This window comes from Salmonella sp. SG203, assembly GCF_013350575.1.
GTDB lineage: Bacteria > Pseudomonadota > Gammaproteobacteria > Enterobacterales > Enterobacteriaceae > Salmonella > Salmonella enterica.
This window is the reverse complement of the sequence record NZ_SNMT01000002.1, coordinates 239928-259078: the sequence shown is the minus strand read 5'-3', so window position 1 is coordinate 259078 and position 19151 is coordinate 239928. Positions and strand designations below refer to the sequence as shown.

General features: G+C 54.5%; 12 protein-coding genes. 9 read left to right on the top strand and 3 right to left on the bottom strand.

The window, feature by feature from the left end:
• Window positions 1–22: 22 nt before the first annotated feature.
• From cydC to trxB, 3 genes are all read right to left on the bottom strand, one after another.
• Window positions 23–1744 (bottom strand): cysteine/glutathione ABC transporter ATP-binding protein/permease CydC, encoded by a 1722-nt coding sequence (gene cydC, locus HV477_RS04345; RefSeq protein ID WP_001202257.1) that lies wholly within the window; start codon window positions 1742–1744, stop codon window positions 23–25.
• On the bottom strand, window positions 1745–3511 hold the full coding sequence (gene cydD, locus HV477_RS04340; protein WP_001044541.1) for a cysteine/glutathione ABC transporter permease/ATP-binding protein CydD: 1767 nt from the start codon (window positions 3509–3511) through the stop codon (window positions 1745–1747).
• Window positions 3512–3624: 113 nt separating this feature from the next.
• The gene (gene trxB / locus HV477_RS04335) at window positions 3625–4593 is read right to left on the bottom strand and encodes a thioredoxin-disulfide reductase (protein WP_079899233.1); all 969 of its coding nucleotides are present in this window, start codon (window positions 4591–4593) and stop codon (window positions 3625–3627) included.
• Between the two features lie 546 nt (window positions 4594–5139).
• Here trxB and lrp point away from each other — a divergent pair.
• The 9 genes from lrp to HV477_RS04290 all read left to right on the top strand — a co-directional run bounded on the left by lrp (window position 5140) and on the right by HV477_RS04290 (window position 19095).
• Complete coding sequence (gene lrp / locus HV477_RS04330) at window positions 5140–5634, top strand: leucine-responsive transcriptional regulator Lrp (RefSeq protein WP_000228469.1); 495 nt, start codon at window positions 5140–5142, stop codon at window positions 5632–5634.
• Window positions 5635–5768: 134 nt separating this feature from the next.
• Complete coding sequence (gene ftsK, locus HV477_RS04325; protein WP_079899247.1) at window positions 5769–9764, top strand: DNA translocase FtsK; 3996 nt, start codon at window positions 5769–5771, stop codon at window positions 9762–9764.
• Between the two features lie 142 nt (window positions 9765–9906).
• Window positions 9907–10518 carry an outer membrane lipoprotein chaperone LolA gene (gene lolA, locus HV477_RS04320; protein WP_001519746.1) on the top strand — a complete coding sequence of 204 codons (612 nt, stop codon included), beginning with the start codon at window positions 9907–9909 and terminating at the stop codon, window positions 10516–10518.
• A 9-nt stretch (window positions 10519–10527) separates the two neighbouring features.
• Window positions 10528–11871, top strand: a complete 1344-nt coding sequence (rarA, locus tag HV477_RS04315) for a replication-associated recombination protein RarA (protein WP_000067785.1) — start codon at window positions 10528–10530, stop codon at window positions 11869–11871.
• A gap of 258 nt (window positions 11872–12129) precedes the next feature.
• Window positions 12130–13422 (top strand): serine--tRNA ligase, encoded by a 1293-nt coding sequence (serS, locus tag HV477_RS04310; RefSeq protein ID WP_000886697.1) that lies wholly within the window; start codon window positions 12130–12132, stop codon window positions 13420–13422.
• Window positions 13423–13659: 237 nt separating this feature from the next.
• Window positions 13660–16104 (top strand): dimethylsulfoxide reductase subunit A, encoded by a 2445-nt coding sequence (dmsA, locus tag HV477_RS04305; protein ID WP_023209544.1) that lies wholly within the window; start codon window positions 13660–13662, stop codon window positions 16102–16104.
• Between the two features lie 10 nt (window positions 16105–16114).
• The gene (dmsB, locus tag HV477_RS04300) at window positions 16115–16732 is read left to right on the top strand and encodes a dimethylsulfoxide reductase iron-sulfur subunit DmsB (RefSeq protein WP_000213069.1); all 618 of its coding nucleotides are present in this window, start codon (window positions 16115–16117) and stop codon (window positions 16730–16732) included.
• A gap of 1 nt (window position 16733) precedes the next feature.
• Window positions 16734–17597: a dimethyl sulfoxide reductase anchor subunit family protein gene (locus tag HV477_RS04295; RefSeq protein ID WP_000534681.1), complete on the top strand. Its 864-nt coding sequence runs from the start codon at window positions 16734–16736 to the stop codon at window positions 17595–17597.
• A gap of 349 nt (window positions 17598–17946) precedes the next feature.
• Window positions 17947–19095, top strand: a complete 1149-nt coding sequence (locus HV477_RS04290; RefSeq protein WP_000109274.1) for an MFS transporter — start codon at window positions 17947–17949, stop codon at window positions 19093–19095.
• Window positions 19096–19151 lie beyond the last annotated feature (56 nt).

The window sequence follows — 19151 nt, the reverse complement described above, 5'->3', positions numbered from 1 at the left end:
AGTCGGATCGTTCAATAATAGCTTACAGACGTTGTTTAAACTGATAATAGCGCCCTTGTCCGGCTAACAATTCTGCATGAGTGCCTCGCTCAATGATGCGCCCGTCGTCCATTACGATGATTTGATCAAAACGGGCCAGGCCGCGCAAACGGTGAGTCACCATCAGGACGGTTTTCTCGCGCATCACATCGGCAAGTAATTCCAGCATTTCGCTCTCGGTGGTCGCATCCAGCCCCTCAGTGGGCTCATCCAACAGCATTAACGGAGCATCATGCAACAGCGCGCGGGCGATGGCCAGACGACGAAGTTCGCCGCCGGATAGCAGGCGACCGCCTTCGCCGAGCCAGCTATTAAGCCCACTATCTTCGAGCAGATTTTCGAGGCCGACGCGACGCAGCATGTCGGAAAGGGCTTCGTCGCTGGCATTGGGCGCCGCCAGTAATAAATTATCACGCAGCGTGGCGCTGAACAGGTGGACACGCTGCGGCACCACGCTGATAGTCCGGCGTAAGGCGGACTCGCTCAGCGAGGATAGCGGAAGATCGTTGAGCAGAATTTCGCCTTGTTGCGGGTCCCAGGCGCGGGTGAGTAGCTGCAACAGCGTTGATTTTCCGCAGCCGGTACGCCCCAGAATAGCGACATGCTCGCCAGGATTAGCCTGTAATGAGAGGGCATTGAGCGCATTAATCGGCTGGTCGGGATAACGAAACGAAACGTCCCGCAGGGTGAGTGTGACCTTTTCCGGCGCGGGAGTTTCTGCCTGCGGAAAGGTCACCTCCGGTTTTTGCTCCGTTAATTCAGTGATACGAAGCGCAGAGGCGATAACCTGCCCCAGATGCTGGAATGCGCCGGTAACGGGCGCAAGCGCCTCGAAAGCCGCCAGCGCGCAGAAGACAAACAGCGCGATGAGCGCGCCGGGCTGCGTATTGCCGCCAACGCCGCCGGAGGCCATCCACAACATTAACATCACCGCCAGCGCGCCAATCAGCAGCATTAACGCCTGCGATAAGGCGGTGAGTTCAGACTGTCGGCGTTGGGCCTCATGCCATTGTAATTCGGTGGCTTCCATTTGCGCCCGATAGCGTTTGCTGGCGCCAAAAATGGTGAGTTCCGCCTGGCCCTGTAACCATGACGTGAGCTGCTGGCGATACTGACCGCGTAGATGCGTCAGATTTTGGCCGGTATTTTTGCCGGCGCGATAAAACACCGGCGGCATAATAAACAGCGTCAACAGCATAATGCCGCCCAGCGTGATCGCCAGCGTCACGTCGAGAACGCTAAGCCCCAGGGTGACAATCATAATCACTACAAAAGCACCGACCAGCGGGGAGATGACGCGTAAATAGAGATGATCCAGCGTGTCGACGTCGGCAACGATGCGGTTCAGCAGTTCACCTTGCTGATATCGCGCCAGACCCGCGGGGGAGAGCGGTAGAAGTTTGCTGAAGGTGTAAATACGCAGATGTTGCAGCACGCGGAACGTGGCGTCATGACTTACCAGACGTTCAAAATAACGACCAGCGGTACGGGTAATGGCCGCGCCGCGCACGCCGGCCGCCGGGAGCATATAGTTAAAACTGTAAATTCCCGCGAAGCCTGCGATAGCGGACGCGGACAGGAACCAGCCGGAAAGCGTCAGCAGCCCGATACTGGCAAGCAGGGTCAGGATTGCCAGCGCAATTCCCAGCGTTAGCATCCATTTGTGGCGTTTATAAAGCGTCAGATAAGGGAGTAGCGCGCGCATTTAAATATCCTCCTGACGGTGAGCCAATAACGTCGCAAAAGCGCCGTTGGCGGCGCTAAGTTCGGCATAACTGCCTTGTTCGACAATCGCGCCATCTTGCATAACCCAGATAGCGTCCCAGTCGGCGAGATCTTCCAACTGATGCGTCACCATTAATGTGGTCTGGCGTTTTGACGCCGCTTTTAACGCCTGCATGACGCGTTGCTCGCTGTGAGCGTCCAGGCTTGCCGCCGGTTCATCCAGCAGTAGCAGTTGACAGGGATTAAGTAGCGCGCGGGCGACCGCTACACGCTGTGCCTGGCCGACGGAAAGTCTGCTGGCATGATTGCCGAGCGGGGTGTCTACTCCCTGCGGCAGCAGCGGTAAAAACTCGCTTACCCATGCGGCGTCAAGCGCGGCATAAAGTTCCTGCTCGCTGGCGTCCGGGCGCGCCAGTAATACATTTTCGCGTAGCGTCGCCGCAGGTAATTGCGGGTTTTGCCCAACCCAGGAGAGATGCTGGCGCCAGGATTCCGGCGAGAGATCGCGAAGCTCGACACCGTTAATACGCAAAGATCCCTGATAGGAGAGAAAACCGGATAATACATTCAACAGAGAGCTTTTACCGGAACCGCTGCGTCCTACCAGGACGGCGCGTTCTCCTGCCGCTAATGAGAAATTCAGCGGCCCGGCAAGCGTTTTGCCTTCTGGCGAGGTGATAATAAGATTGACTGCGTCAATGGTTACAGGTTCGTTTTCCGCCAGCTCAACTTCGCCGCGCGCCGGGTGGGCAAGGGGTGTTTCCAGAAATGTCTTCAGACTATCCGCCGCGCCAACCGCCTGCGCCTTAGCATGATAAAACGTGCCGAGGTCGCGTAATGGCTGGAAAAACTCCGGCGCGAGGATCAAGGCGAGGAACCCGGCGGCGAGCGTCACACCGGTACCGTAATGACCAAAGTTCAGCTCGCCCAGGTAAGAGAAGCCAAAATAAACGGCGACCAGCGCAATAGAAAGCGAGGTGAAAAATTCCAGCACGCCGGAAGATAAAAAGGCGAGGCGCAGTACTTCCATCGTGCGCTGACGAAAATCCTGCGATGCTGCGCGAATGCTCTCGGTTTCCGCTTCTCCACGACCGAAAATTCGCAGCGTTTCCATCCCGCGCAGACGGTCAAGAAAATGGCCGCTTAGCCGGGCAAGCGCCAGGAAATTGCGGCGGTTGGCGTCAGCCGCGCCCATCCCCACCATCGCCATAAATAGGGGAATGAGCGGGGCGGTGCCCAGCAGAATCAGCGCCGCCGCCCAGTTTGACGGGAAAATCGCCGCCACGATTAAGAGCGGTACGCAAACGGCAAGCGCCATTTGCGGCAGATAGCGCGCATAATAGTCATGCATATCGTCAATCTGTTCTAACACCAGCGTCGCCCAGCTACCGGCGGGCTTGCCCTGAATCCAGGCTGGGCCGGCTTGCTGCAGACGATCCAACACCTGACGGCGGATCTCAAAGCGAATATGTTGTCCGGCATGAAAACCGACGCGCTCGCGCAACCACACCACCCAGGCGCGGAGGACAAAGACCAGTATCAGCAGGATAAAAGGGAGCAACAGCGCTTCCCGTGGAATGTTCTCCATGATCATATGTTGCAGGATACGCGCCATGATCCAGGCCTGAGCGACAATTAATACGCCACTCATGAACCCCAACAGGCGGGAAATATTCAACCACCGTTGGGAGATTACGCTTTGCTGTTTTAACCAGCGGGTCAGCTCTTTTTGACGGGTTTTATTCATTGCACGCTTAGCAGGTGAGTTATTGGAATTTCAGGCAGGGCAATGTTACAACGACGCAAAAATAAAGGCGACTTATAGTCGCCTTTTTTACTTTTGTTACTGATTTGTAAAAACTATTTACTCGCGTCGACCAGACCATCGAGATAGCGTTCAGCATCCAGCGCCGCCATACAACCCGTGCCTGCAGAGGTGATCGCCTGACGGTAAATATGATCCATGACGTCACCCGCCGCGAATACGCCAGGGATGCTGGTTTGTGTGGCGTTGCCATGGGTACCGGACTGAACTTTGATATAACCATTTTCCAGCTCAAGCTGGCCTTCGAAGAGCGCCGTGTTTGGGCTATGACCGATGGCTACGAAAAGTCCGGCGATGTCCAGCGTCTCGATATTATCGCTCTGCTGCGTGTCGCGAAGACGCAGACCAGTAACGCCCATCTGATCGCCGGTCACTTCTTCCAGCGTCCGGTTGGTGTGCAGAATGATATTGCCATTTTCGACTTTATCCATCAGGCGCTTAATGAGGATTTTTTCAGCGCGGAAACCGTCACGGCGATGGATAAGGTGCACTTCCGAAGCGATGTTGGACAGATAAAGCGCTTCTTCAACCGCGGTGTTGCCGCCGCCGATCACCGCCACTTTCTGATTGCGGTAGAAGAAACCGTCGCAGGTTGCGCAGGCGGAAACGCCGCGCCCTTTAAAGGCTTCTTCCGATGGCAGCCCCAGATAGCGCGCGGAAGCGCCGGTCGCAATGATCAACGCATCACAAGTGTACTCTGCGCTGTCACCTGTCAGACGGAACGGACGATTTTGCAGATCCACTTTGTTGATGTGATCAAAGATTATCTCGGTTTCAAATTTTGCCGCATGTTCATGCATGCGTTCCATTAGCAGCGGGCCGGTCAAATCGTTTGGATCGCCGGGCCAGTTTTCCACTTCCGTCGTGGTAGTCAGTTGACCGCCTTTTTCCATACCGGTAATAAGTACCGGCTGTAAATTTGCGCGTGCGGCATACACCGCCGCGGTATATCCCGCCGGTCCTGAGCCCAGAATAAGCAGCTTACTGTGTTTGGTCGTGCCCATGAGATCCCCATAGTTGTTGGCAGACAATGAGCAGAATTGTAGGGAATTTACAGACGTAAAAAAAGAGCATAACGATTTTGTTAACAATATGTGTAATAGCATGAACCGATGAACGACCGCGACAGCGACGTTATCATCACAAATTTTAATTAAAATCGGTAACTTATAAGGTGACGAAATGACAGTTTACCGCCCTCTCTAATGAATAACTGGCATGTTGTACTAAAAATCGATGTTTTGCTTTGACAATCACCTGCTGTTTTGCGAAAACATTCGAGGAAGAAAAAAACTGTGTTATGTATGTGCTGCATAATCATGCATGTAAATACCATGTTTACCGGGCTAGTGAAATCTACGCATGGCGTGGACAGACGCCATTCGTGATGTCGATAGCTGCCGTGAGGCAACGGTCTTCTCACCATAGACCAGGCATTGCGCGCCGTTAATCCCTCTGGGTTTCGGTCTATTGTGATGGGCAGCGACTCTGAACAGTGATGTGAGTAGAGTCAGGCAGGAGTAGGGAAGGAATACAGAGAGACAATAATAATGGTAGATAGCAAGAAGCGCCCTGGCAAAGATCTCGACCGTATCGATCGTAACATTCTTAATGAACTGCAAAAGGATGGGCGTATTTCCAACGTCGAGCTTTCTAAACGAGTAGGACTTTCGCCGACACCTTGCCTTGAGCGTGTGCGTCGGCTGGAGCGACAGGGGTTTATCCAGGGCTATACGGCGCTGTTGAACCCGCATTATCTGGATGCGTCACTTCTGGTATTCGTTGAGATTACCTTAAATCGCGGCGCGCCGGATGTGTTTGAACAGTTTAATGCCGCCGTGCAAAAGCTTGAAGAGATTCAGGAGTGTCATTTGGTTTCCGGCGATTTCGACTACCTGTTGAAAACCCGTGTACCGGATATGTCAGCGTATCGAAAACTATTGGGAGAGACGTTGCTGCGCTTGCCAGGTGTGAACGACACCCGAACTTACGTAGTGATGGAAGAGGTAAAACAGAGTAATCGTCTGGTTATTAAGACACGCTAACACGGAACAGGTGCAAAATCGCCGTAGTTTGATTACACTCCTGTTAATCCATACAGCAACAGTGCCGGGGCAACCCGGTGCTGTTGTCCGTTTTAGCATCGGGCGGGAAAAGCCTGGAACCTGGAGAGCCTTTTTTGAGCCAGGAATATACTGAAGACAAAGACGTCACATTGACGAAGTTAAGCAGCGGGCGCCGACTTCTGGAAGCGTTGTTGATACTTATTGCCCTTTTTGCCGTCTGGTTGATGGCGGCCTTGTTGAGCTTTAACCCTTCGGACCCCAGTTGGTCGCAAACCGCCTGGCATGAACCCATCCATAATTTAGGTGGCGCGCCGGGCGCGTGGCTGGCCGATACACTGTTCTTTATTTTTGGCGTAATGGCCTACACCATCCCTGTCATTATTGTCGGCGGGTGTTGGTTTGCGTGGCGTCATCAGTCTACGGATGATTACATCGACTATTTTGCTGTGTCGCTACGCCTTATTGGCGTGCTGGCGCTGATTCTCACTTCCTGCGGTCTGGCGGCCATTAATGCCGACGATATCTGGTATTTCGCCTCCGGCGGCGTAATTGGCAGCCTGTTAAGCACCACGCTGCAGCCGTTGTTGCATAGCAGCGGCGGAACGATAATGCTTCTCTGTATTTGGGCTGCCGGGCTGACGCTCTTTACCGGCTGGTCCTGGGTCAGTATCGCCGAAAAATTAGGCGGCTGGCTGCTTAATATACTGACCTTCGCCAGCAACCGTACCCGGCGTGATGATACGTGGGTTGACGACGAAGAGTATGATGACGAATACGATGAAGAAACCGACGGCGTGCAGCGTGAATCTCGCCGGGCGCGTATTTTGCGCGGCGCGTTGGCGCGTCGTAAGCGGCTGGCTGAAAAATTCAGCAATCCACGGGGCCGTCAGACCGATGCCGCGCTCTTTTCCGGCAAACGGATGGATGATGACGAGGATATTCAGTATAGCGCGCGCGGCGTCGCTGCCGATCCGGACGACGTTCTGTTTTCGGGCAACCGTGCGACGCAGCCGGAATATGATGAATATGATCCGCTGTTAAACGGCCATTCTGTCACCGAACCGGTCGCCGCCGCTGCGGCTGCAACCGCCGTCACCCAGACGTGGGCAGCGTCCGCCGATCCCATAATGCAAACGCCGCCCATGCCGGGGGCTGAGCCGGTTGTCGCGCAACCGACCGTGGAGTGGCAGCCCGTACCGGGACCGCAAACCGGCGAACCGGTTATCGCGCCTGCGCCGGAGGGGTATCAGCCGCATCCGCAATATGCTCAACCGCAGGAGGCGCAAAGTGCGCCGTGGCAGCAACCTGTGCCTGTCGCTTCCGCGCCGCAATACGCCGCGACGCCAGCGACCGCAGCAGAATATGACTCTCTTGCGCCGCAGGAAACACAGCCGCAATGGCAGCCGGAGCCGACCCATCAGCCGACGCCGGTTTATCAGCCGGAGCCGATAGCGGCTGAACCTTCCCACATGCCGCCGCCGGTTATCGAACAGCCGGTTGCCACCGAGCCTGAACCTGACACAGAAGAGACCAGACCCGCCCGTCCTCCGCTTTACTATTTTGAAGAGGTGGAAGAGAAACGCGCCCGTGAGCGCGAACAACTGGCGGCATGGTATCAACCGATTCCGGAGCCGGTAAAAGAGAACGTGGCGGTCAAACCTACGGTATCTGTCGCGCCGTCCATACCGCCAGTGGAAGCGGTAGCCGCCGCAGCGTCGCTTGACGCAGGTATTAAGAGTGGCGCCCTGGCAGCTGGCGCCGCGGCCGCTGCGCCTGCATTTAGTCTGGCTACCGGCGGCGCGCCGCGTCCGCAGGTGAAAGAGGGGATTGGTCCGCAACTGCCGCGTCCGAACCGCGTTCGCGTGCCGACCCGACGGGAACTGGCATCGTACGGTATTAAGCTGCCGTCACAGAGGATTGCAGAAGAAAAAGCCCGCGAGGCGGAGCGCAATCAGTACGAGACGGGCGCGCAGCTAACCGATGAAGAAATAGATGCAATGCATCAGGACGAGTTAGCCCGTCAGTTTGCGCAGTCGCAGCAGCATCGTTATGGTGAGGCGTATCAGCACGATACTCAACAGGCAGAAGATGACGATACCGCTGCGGAAGCTGAATTAGCCCGCCAGTTTGCCGCTTCGCAACAGCAGCGCTATTCCGGCGAGCAACCCGCTGGCGCACAGCCGTTCTCACTGGACGATCTGGATTTCTCGCCAATGAAAGTATTGGTTGATGAAGGCCCGCACGAACCGCTGTTCACGCCGGGTGTCATGCCCGAGTCAACGCCTGTCCAGCAACCGGTAGCGCCGCAGCCGCAACAGCCAGTAGCGCCACAGCCACAGTATCAACAGCCGCAGCAACCTGTAGCGCCACAGCCGCAGTATCAGCAGCCGCAACAGCCGGTAGCGCCGCAGCCGCAGTATCAACAGCCGCAGCAGCCGGTCGCGCCGCAGCCACAGTATCAGCAGCCGCAACAGCTGGTAGCGCCTCAGCCGCAGTATCAGCAGCCGCAACAGCCGGTAGCGCCGCAGCCGCAGTATCAGCAGCCGCAACAGCCGACAGCGCCGCAAGACAGCCTGATCCACCCGCTGTTGATGCGTAACGGCGACAGTCGTCCATTACAGCGTCCGACGACGCCGCTGCCTTCGTTAGATCTTCTGACGCCGCCGCCGAGCGAAGTTGAACCGGTAGATACCTTTGCGCTGGAACAAATGGCGCGTCTGGTTGAAGCGCGTCTGGCGGATTTCCGCATTAAAGCTGATGTGGTGAACTATTCGCCAGGCCCGGTCATTACTCGCTTTGAACTGAATCTGGCCCCGGGCGTTAAAGCGGCGCGTATCTCCAACCTTTCCCGGGATCTGGCGCGCTCCTTGTCAACGGTAGCCGTACGTGTTGTGGAAGTCATTCCAGGCAAACCTTACGTAGGGTTGGAATTGCCGAACAAGAAACGGCAAACCGTTTATCTGCGCGAAGTGTTGGATAACGCCAAATTCCGCGAGAATCCGTCGCCGCTTACCGTGGTGTTAGGTAAGGATATCGCGGGCGATCCGGTAGTGGCGGATCTGGCGAAAATGCCTCACCTGCTGGTGGCCGGTACGACCGGTTCCGGTAAGTCGGTCGGGGTTAACGCCATGATCCTCAGTATGCTGTATAAAGCGCAGCCGGAAGACGTTCGCTTTATCATGATCGACCCGAAAATGTTAGAACTTTCGGTCTATGAAGGTATACCGCATCTGCTGACGGAAGTTGTTACCGACATGAAAGACGCGGCTAACGCGTTACGCTGGAGCGTCAATGAGATGGAGCGTCGCTATAAGCTGATGTCCGCGCTCGGCGTGCGTAATCTGGCTGGTTATAACGAGAAAATCGCCGAAGCGGCCCGCATGGGACGCCCGATTCCGGACCCGTACTGGAAGCCGGGCGACAGTATGGATGTTCAGCATCCGGTTCTGGAAAAACTGCCGTATATCGTGGTACTGGTTGATGAATTTGCCGACCTGATGATGACCGTCGGTAAAAAAGTTGAAGAGTTGATCGCGCGTCTGGCGCAGAAAGCGCGCGCTGCGGGGATTCACCTGGTACTGGCGACGCAGCGTCCGTCGGTCGATGTGATTACTGGTTTAATTAAAGCCAACATTCCAACCCGTATCGCTTTTACCGTATCCAGCAAGATCGACTCCCGCACCATTCTTGATCAGGGTGGCGCTGAGTCGCTGTTAGGTATGGGGGACATGCTCTACTCCGGACCAAACTCCACCATGCCGGTACGTGTCCATGGGGCGTTTGTGCGTGACCAGGAAGTCCATGCGGTGGTGCAGGACTGGAAAGCGCGCGGTCGTCCGCAATATGTGGATGGCATTACCTCCGACAGCGAAAGCGAAGGTGGCGGTGGCGGTTTTGACGGCGGCGAAGAATTAGATGCGCTATTCGATCAGGCCGTTAATTTCGTCACCCAGAAGCGTAAAGCGTCCATTTCCGGCGTTCAGCGTCAGTTCCGCATCGGCTATAACCGTGCGGCGCGTATTATCGAACAGATGGAAGCGCAGGGTATTGTCAGCGCTCAGGGGCATAACGGTAATCGCGAAGTGTTGGCTCCGCCGCCTTTTGAGTAAACCTGTAAACCGGATAGCGCTGTTCAGGCTGCCATCCGGTAACAAAATTCAGTATTTTCTTCTTTCCTCATGCTGATTTTTGGCCTGGAATAGAAAGCAAAAGGAGCTCCTGGTCGGGAGTGTCGAAACCTGAGGAATAATGATGAAAAAAATGGCAATCGCCTGTGCATTACTTTCAAGCGTTGTAGCCAGCAGCGTATGGGCTGACGCCGCCAGCTCTCTGAAAAGCCGTCTGGATAAAGTGAGCAGCTTTCATGCCACCTTTACTCAAAAAGTCACCGATGGCAGCGGTGCCGCGGTGCAGGAGGGACAGGGTGATTTATGGGTTAAGCGGCCAAATCTATTCAACTGGCATATGACGCAACCTGACGAGAGTATTCTGGTTTCTGACGGCAAAACGTTATGGTTCTATAACCCGTTTGTAGAACAGGCTACCGCCACGTGGTTGAAAGATGCCACCGGAAATACACCGTTTATGCTGATTGCCCGCAACCAGGCCAGCGACTGGCAGCAGTATAATATTAAGCAGGATGGCGATAATTTTGTGCTGACGCCGAAAGCCAGCAACGGCAATCTGAAACAGTTCACCATCAATGTGGGACGCGACGGGACTATCCACCAGTTTAGCGCCGTAGAACAAGACGATCAGCGTAGCGCCTATCAGCTAAAATCCCAGCAAAACGGCGCGGTTGATCCGTCAAAATTTACGTTTACTCCGCCGCAAGGGGTAACGATAGACGACCAACGTAAGTAGAGGCGATGAGTGAGCAATCTGTCGCTCGATTTTTCTGATAATACGTTTCAACCGCTGGCCGCGCGAATGCGGCCGGAAAATTTAGCACAGTATATCGGCCAGCAGCATTTGCTGGCCGCAGGTAAACCGTTGCCTCGCGCTATTGAGGCCGGGCATCTGCACTCCATGATTTTATGGGGGCCGCCAGGGACGGGGAAAACCACGCTCGCTGAAGTGATCGCCCGCTACGCCAGCGCCGATGTCGAGCGTATTTCCGCCGTCACTTCTGGGGTAAAAGAGATTCGCGAAGCTATTGAGCGCGCCCGCCAGAATCGTAATGCCGGACGCCGTACCATCCTGTTTGTCGATGAAGTGCATCGCTTTAACAAAAGCCAACAGGACGCCTTTTTACCGCATATCGAAGATGGCACTATCACCTTTATCGGCGCGACCACGGAAAATCCCTCTTTTGAGCTGAACTCGGCGCTATTGTCGCGAGCGCGGGTCTATCTGCTGAAATCGTTGACCACTGACGATATTGAGCAAGTACTGGACCAGGCGATGCAGGACAAAACGCGTGGTTACGGCGATCAGGATATCGTGTTACCAGATGAGACACGGCGAGCGATTGCTGAGTTGGTCAATGGCGACGCGCGGCGCGCCTTAAATACGCTGGAAATGATGGCTGATATGGCGGAGGCGGATGACAGCGGCAAACGCGTTTTATTGCCCGCCTTGTTGACCGAGATCGCCGGCGAGCGCAGCGCGCGTTTTGATAACAAAGGCGATCGCTTCTACGATCTTATTTCCGCCTTACATAAATCAGTGCGCGGCAGCGCGCCGGATGCCGCCCTCTATTGGTATGCCCGTATCATTACCGCGGGAGGCGATCCGCTGTACGTGGCGCGTCGCTGCCTGGCGATTGCCTCGGAAGATGTGGGTAATGCCGATCCGCGCGCGATGCAGGTCGCCATTGCCGCATGGGATTGTTTTACCCGCGTTGGCCCGGCTGAAGGCGAAAGGGCGATCGCGCAGGCTATCGTTTATCTCGCCTGCGCGCCGAAGAGCAACGCCGTCTATACCGCCTTTAAGGCTGCGCTGGCCGACGCGCGCGAACGTCCTGATTATGACGTTCCTGTCCATCTGCGTAATGCGCCAACCAAACTGATGAAAGAGATGGGCTATGGCCAGGAGTACCGCTATGCCCACGATGAGCCCAATGCCTATGCTGCGGGTGAAGTGTACTTCCCGCCGGAAATCGCGCAAACGCGCTATTATCATCCGACAAATCGTGGTCTGGAAGGCAAGATTGGCGAAAAGCTCGCCTGGCTGGCTGAACAGGATCAAAATAGCCCCACAAAACGCTACCGCTAGTGTAAACGTTGCGGTAAGGTTATCTCTAAATATGATGCTCCAGGTATCATGGCGTTGATGATGAATCTCGTTATGCCTGATAGCACGTTGCTTATGAGGTCCGCGGGTATAGCGCAATGGATGCGTTGTTGCTGTCGTCGGTCAGGTAAGGCGAAAACGTCGCTATTACGTAAACGCGGTTTACGTTCATCAATACAATCAGAGGCGATCATCAATTGATCGCGTTTCCTTTTATTATTCGATAAGCACAGGATAAGCATGCTCGATCCCAATCTGCTGCGTAATGAGCCAGACGCAGTCGCTGAAAAACTGGCACGCCGGGGCTTTAAGCTGGATGTAGATAAGCTGCGCGCTCTTGAAGAGCGTCGTAAAGTTTTGCAGGTCAACACGGAAAACCTGCAGGCGGAGCGTAATTCTCGATCGAAATCCATCGGCCAGGCGAAAGCGCGCGGGGAAGATATCGAGCCTTTACGCCTGGAAGTGAATAAACTGGGCGAAGAGCTGGATGCGGCGAAAGCCGAGCTGGATACCTTGCTGGCGGAGATCCGCGATATCGCACTGACCATCCCAAACCTGCCTGCGGATGAAGTGCCGGTAGGTAAAGATGAAAACGACAACGTTGAAGTCAGCCGCTGGGGTACCCCGCGTGAGTTTGATTTTGAAATCCGCGATCACGTCACCTTAGGGGAAATGCACTCCGGCCTCGACTTTGCCGCCGCGGTTAAGCTGACCGGCTCCCGTTTTGTGGTGATGAAAGGACAGATTGCGCGTATGCATCGCGCATTGTCGCAGTTCATGTTGGATCTGCATACGGAACAGCACGGCTATAGCGAAAACTACGTGCCGTATCTGGTTAACCACGACACGCTGTATGGCACCGGTCAACTGCCGAAATTCGCAGGCGACTTGTTCCATACCCGTCCGCTGGAAGAAGAAGCAGACAGCAGCAACTATGCTTTGATCCCGACGGCGGAGGTTCCGCTGACCAATCTGGTACGCGATGAAATCATCGACGAAGATCAACTGCCGATTAAAATGACGGCGCATACGCCTTGTTTCCGTTCTGAAGCAGGTTCTTATGGTCGTGATACCCGTGGCCTGATTCGTATGCATCAGTTTGACAAAGTTGAGATGGTGCAGATCGTTCGCCCGGAAGATTCTATGGCTGCGTTGGAAGAGATGACCGGCCACGCGGAAAAAGTGCTCCAGCTACTGGGACTGCCGTACCGTAAAATCATTCTGTGCACTGGCGATATGGGCTTCGGCGCCTGCAAAACCTATGACCTCGAAGTCTGGGTTCCGGCGCAGAATACCTACCGCGAGATCTCTTCCTGCTCTAACGTCTGGGACTTCCAGGCGCGTCGTATGCAGGCACGCTGTCGCAGCAAGTCCGACAAAAAGACCCGTCTGGTCCATACCCTGAATGGTTCTGGTCTGGCGGTAGGTCGTACCCTGGTGGCCGTGATGGAAAACTATCAGCAGGCTGATGGCCGCATTGAAGTGCCGGAAGTATTACGTCCGTACATGAACGGACTGGAATATATCGGCTAATCCTCGCTTTCTCCTCTTCTAAAAAGCGCCTTCGGGCGCTTTTTTTATGCCAGTTTGATACCGGACAATAATCCCTACCCTATTAGGGGTAATACTGATTTCGAATGAAGGTCAGTTTTTAACGCTATTTTTCTACTTTTTCGATATATATCAGACTTTATAGCGATGCTATCGCTATATAAAATTCTATACATCGTTTTATTGTTTTTTTTATTGTGAGCAGCAGAGTGAGCCCTTATGAAAACTAAGATCCCTGATGCCGTGCTGGCAGCCGAGGTGAGCCGTCGTGGTTTAGTCAAAACCACCGCGATAGGCGGCCTGGCGATGGCCAGTAGCGCATTTACCCTGCCATTTACCCGCATCGCTAACGCCGCAGAGGCGATAAGCCCGACGAAAACCGGCGAGAAAGTCGTCTGGAGCGCCTGTACGGTAAACTGTGGCAGCCGTTGTCCGCTACGTATGCATGTTGTGGATGGCGAAATCAAATATGTAGAAACGGATAATACCGGAAACGATGATTACGATGGCCTGCACCAGGTTCGCGCCTGCCTGCGCGGTCGTTCTATGCGTCGTCGCGTCTATAACCCGGATCGGCTCAAGTATCCGATGAAGCGCGTCGGCGCGCGCGGCGAAGGTAAATTTGAGCGTATTAGCTGGGATGAAGCCTACGATATCATTGCCACCAATATGCAGCGTCTTATCAAAGAGTATGGCAACGAGTCCATTTATCTGAACTATGGCACGGGAACGCTGGGCGGCACTTTGACACGTTCATGGCCGCCGGGAAAAACGCTGGTCGCTCGTCTGATGAACTGCTGTGGCGGTTATCTGAACCACTACGGTGATTACTCTTCCGCGCAAATCGCAGCGGGTCTGAATTACACCTATGGCGGCTGGGCGGATGGCAATAGTCCATCCGACATTGAAAACAGTAAGCTGGTGGTGTTGTTTGGTAATAACCCTGGCGAAACCCGCATGAGCGGGGGCGGTGTAACGTATTATCTTGAACAGGCGCGGCAGAAATCAAACGCGCGGATGATCATTATCGATCCTCGTTACACCGACACCGGCGCCGGTCGCGAAGATGAGTGGATTCCGATTCGTCCAGGTACCGATGCGGCGTTGGTCAATGGTCTGGCATATGTCTTAATCACCGAGAACATGGTCGATCAGCCGTTCCTGGATAAATATTGCGTCGGTTATGACGAAAAAACCTTGCCTGCCAGCGCGCCGAAAAACGGTCACTACAAAGCCTATATTCTGGGCCAGGGTAAAGACGGTATTGCGAAGACGCCGGAGTGGGCGGCGCAAATTACCGGTATCCCGGCGGATCGCATTATTAAGCTGGCGCGAGAAATCGGCAGCGCTAAACCCGCCTATATTTGCCAGGGGTGGGGGCCACAACGTCATGCTAATGGAGAAATCGCCACGCGCGCCATCTCGATGCTGGCGATCCTGACGGGTAATGTTGGGATTAACGGCGGTAACAGCGGCGCGCGCGAAGGGTCTTATGCCCTGCCATTTGAACGTATGCCCACGTTAGAAAACCCGGTTGAAACCAGCATCTCCATGTTTATGTGGACCGATGCCATTGAACGCGGCCCGGAAATGACAGCGTTGCGTGATGGCGTGCGGGGGAAAGATAAGCTGGACGTGCCGATCAAAATGATCTGGAACTATGCTGGCAACTGTTTGATTAACCAGCACTCTGAGATTAACCGCACCCACGAAATCCTGCAGGATGACAAGAAATGCGAAATGATCGTCGTTATCGACTGTCATATGACCTCGTCGGCAAAATACGCCGATATTCTGTTACCGGATTGCACTGCTTCTGAGCAGATGGACTTTGCGCTGGATGCCTCCTGCGGAAACATGTCTTACGTTATCTTCACTGACCAGGCGATTAAACCGCGCTTCGAGTGTAAGACGATTTATGAGATGACCAGCGAACTGGCGAAACGTCTTGGCGTGGAACAACAGTTTACCGAAGGACGGACGCAAGAAGAGTGGATGCGTCATCTGTACGAACAGTCGCGTAAATCCATTCCGAATCTGCCCACCTTTGAGGAGTTCCGTAAGCAAGGCATCTTCAAACAGCGTGACCCCGAAGGCCACCATGTCGCCTATAAAGACTTCCGCGAAGATCCGCAAGCGAATCCACTTACAACGCCATCGGGCAAGATTGAAATCTATTCACAGGCGTTGGCGGATATCGCCGCTACCTGGGAGCTGCCGGAAGGCGACGTGATCGATCCATTACCGATCTACACGCCAGGTTTTGAAAACTATAACGATCCGCTAACGGATAAATTCCCGCTGCAGTTGACGGGTTTCCACTATAAAGCGCGTGTGCATTCCACTTATGGCAACGTAGACGTACTGAAAGCCGCCTGTCGCCAGGAAATGTGGATTAACCCAATGGATGCGCAGAAACGCGGTATCAACAATGGTGATAAAGTCCGCATCTTCAACGATCGCGGCGAAGTACACATCGAGGCTAAAGTGACGCCGCGCATGATGCCGGGCGTGGTCGCCCTGGGAGAAGGCGCATGGTATGACCCGGATGCAAAACGCGTGGATCAGGGCGGATGTATTAACGTACTGACGACCCAACGTCCTTCTCCGCTGGCGAAGGGGAACCCGTCACATACGAACCTCGTTCAGGTTGAAAAGGCGTAAGGAGTAACCGATGACAACCCAGTATGGATTTTTTATTGATTCCAGCCGTTGCACCGGTTGCAAAACCTGCGAACTGGCCTGCAAGGACTACAAAGATTTGACCCCGGATGTCAGCTTCCGCCGCATTTATGAGTATGCGGGTGGCGACTGGCAGGAAGATAACGGCGTCTGGCACCAGAACGTCTTTGCCTACTATCTCTCCATCTCCTGTAACCACTGCGAAGACCCGGCCTGTACCAAAGTCTGTCCGAGCGGCGCGATGCACAAGCGCGATGACGGTTTTGTGGTGGTGAACGAAGAGGTCTGTATCGGCTGCCGCTACTGCCACATGGCCTGCCCGTACGGCGCGCCGCAGTACAACGCGGCCAAAGGTCATATGACCAAGTGCGACGGCTGTTATGACCGGGTGGCGGAAGGCAAAAAGCCGATCTGCGTCGAATCCTGCCCGCTGCGGGCGCTGGATTTCGGCCCGATAGACGAACTGCGCAAAAAACACGGTGAGCTGGCTGCCGTCGCGCCGTTGCCGCGCGCGCATTTCACGAAGCCGAATATTGTGATTAAACCCAACGCCAACAGCCGCCCGACCGGGGACACCACCGGTTATCTGGCCAATCCGAAGGAGGTATAAGATGGGAAGTGGATGGCATGAATGGCCGTTGATGATCTTCACGGTCTTTGGTCAGTGCGTGGCCGGTGGTTTTATTGTTCTGGCTCTGGCGCTGATGAAGGGCGACCTGCGCGCGGAAACGCAGCAGCGGGTGATCGCCTGTATGTTTGGTCTGTGGGTGCTGATGGGGATTGGCTTTATCGCCTCGATGCTGCATCTGGGCTCGCCGATGCGCGCGTTTAACTCGCTTAACCGCGTAGGTGCTTCCGCACTGAGCAATGAAATTGCCAGCGGCTCGGTGTTTTTTGCGGTCGGCGGGATTGGCTGGCTGCTGGCGGTACTGAAAAAGCTGCCGCCGGCACTGCGCACACTCTGGCTGATTATCACGATGGTACTGGGCGTCGTCTTCGTCTGGATGATGGTACGCGTCTATAACAGCATCGATACAGTACCGACCTGGTATAGCGTCTGGACGCCGCTGGGCTTCTTCCTGACGCTCTTTATGGGTGGCCCGCTACTGGGTTATCTGCTGCTGCGCATCGCGGGCGTGAACGGTTGGGCGATGCGTTTGTTGCCTGCGGTTTCGGTGCTGGCGCTGGTGGTTATTGCCATTATGGTGGCCATGCAGGGCGCGGAACTGGCGACGATTCATAGTTCCATTCAGCAGGCGTCTGCTCTGGTGCCGGATTATGGTTCGCTGATGGCCTGGCGTATGGTGCTGCTTGCGGCGGCGTTGTGCTGCTGGATTGTGCCACAGTTAAAAGGGTATCAACCTGCGGTACCGTTGCTCTCTGTCGCCTTCATTCTGATGCTGGCGGGGGAATTGATTGGCCGCGGCGTATTCTATGGGCTGCATATGACCGTGGGCATGGCGGTAGCCAGCTAACGCGTTGACGCGCATTCGGCCTGCAGAACGTGCAGGCCGAATTCGCCTTTAGCCGCCATCAATCTAAGGAATATAACCGGGGCGGAGAAGGCGCATATAAATCTATAGAGAAGAAAACGAAGCTAAAGGAACCATGAAATTTTTCGACTGAACAAAACGCCGATTTTGCAGGTCAGATCAATAAAAACAAGGGGATGAATTTTTAGCCTTTCAATATATTCACGTGCAGAATAAGTAAATCAAATCGATAGTCTCAAAACTTGCGGATCGCCCATGCGGAGCCGATTGACAATGTTTTTGGCGATGGCATGATGCGCATGAAATTTGAACTTCCTCACGGTTTTTATTCATGTCCACCTATACCCGTCCCGTCATGCTTTTGCTGTGCGGGCTACTTTTGTTGACTCTGGCCATTGCGGTACTGAATACGCTTGTGCCGCTGTGGCTTGCTCAGGCAAACCTTCCGACCTGGCAGGTGGGGATGGTCAGCTCGTCTTATTTTACCGGCAATCTGGTCGGGACGTTATTTACCGGGTATTTAATTAAACGCATTGGGTTTAACCGTAGCTATTATCTTGCCTCGCTGATCTTCGCCGCGGGTTGTGTCGGATTGGGGGTGATGGTGGGGTTCTGGAGCTGGATGAGCTGGCGTTTTATTGCCGGTATCGGCTGCGCCATGATTTGGGTGGTTGTCGAAAGCGCGTTGATGTGCAGCGGAACCTCGCATAATCGCGGGCGCCTGCTGGCTGCCTATATGATGGTCTATTACATGGGGACCTTCCTTGGACAATTATTGGTCAGTAAAGTATCTGGTGAATTGCTGCACGTCCTTCCCTGGGTGACCGGAATGATTCTGGCGGGAATTCTGCCGCTACTCTTTACCCGAATTGTAAATCAGCAAACGCAGACACGTCATTCCTCTTCCATTAGCGCCATGCTGAAGCTACGCCAGGCGCGTCTTGGCGTGAATGGTTGTATTATTTCCGGCATTGTTCTTGGTTCATTATATGGCCTGATGCCGTTATATCTGAAGCATCAGGGGATGGCTAACGCCAGCATCGGTTTCTGGATGGCGGTGCTGGTGAGCGCCGGCATTTTGGGGCAATGGCCAATGGGACGTCTGGCGGACAAATTTGGTCGCTTGCTGGTGTTACGCGTACAGGTATTCGTTGTCATACTCGGTAGTATTGCCATGTTAACCCAGGCGGCGATGGCGCCAGCTCTGTTTATTCTGGGGGCGGCGGGTTTTACGCTTTATCCCGTTGCAATGGCCTGGGCCTGTGAAAAAGTCGAACACCACCAGCTTGTGGCAATGAACCAGGCGCTGTTGTTAAGTTATACGGTAGGGAGCCTGTTGGGGCCGTCTTTTGCTGCGATGTTAATGCAGAATTATTCAGATAATCTGCTGTTTATTATGATCGCCAGCGTATCGTTTATTTATCTGCTGATGCTGTTACGTAACGCCGGCCAGACGCCTAATCCTGTCGCCCACATCTGACTGTTCTCTGAATCGTATGCAGGACGTGAGTCTTGCATACTCTTTGTTTATGTTTT

Excerpts from the sequence above, each read along its gene's own strand:
- cydC (WP_001202257.1), bottom strand. The coding sequence starts at position 1,744 with ATGCGCGCGCTACTCCCTTATCTGACGCTTTATAAACGCCACAAATGG.
- cydD (WP_001044541.1), bottom strand. The coding sequence starts at position 3,511 with ATGAATAAAACCCGTCAAAAAGAGCTGACCCGCTGGTTAAAACAGCAA.
- trxB (WP_079899233.1), bottom strand. The coding sequence starts at position 4,593 with ATGGGCACGACCAAACACAGTAAGCTGCTTATTCTGGGCTCAGGACCG.
- lrp (WP_000228469.1), top strand. The coding sequence starts at position 5,140 with ATGGTAGATAGCAAGAAGCGCCCTGGCAAAGATCTCGACCGTATCGAT.
- lolA (WP_001519746.1), top strand. The coding sequence starts at position 9,907 with ATGAAAAAAATGGCAATCGCCTGTGCATTACTTTCAAGCGTTGTAGCC.
- serS (WP_000886697.1), top strand. The coding sequence starts at position 12,130 with ATGCTCGATCCCAATCTGCTGCGTAATGAGCCAGACGCAGTCGCTGAA.
- dmsA (WP_023209544.1), top strand. The coding sequence starts at position 13,660 with ATGAAAACTAAGATCCCTGATGCCGTGCTGGCAGCCGAGGTGAGCCGT.
- dmsB (WP_000213069.1), top strand. The coding sequence starts at position 16,115 with ATGACAACCCAGTATGGATTTTTTATTGATTCCAGCCGTTGCACCGGT.
- HV477_RS04295 (WP_000534681.1), top strand. The coding sequence starts at position 16,734 with ATGGGAAGTGGATGGCATGAATGGCCGTTGATGATCTTCACGGTCTTT.
- HV477_RS04290 (WP_000109274.1), top strand. The coding sequence starts at position 17,947 with ATGTCCACCTATACCCGTCCCGTCATGCTTTTGCTGTGCGGGCTACTT.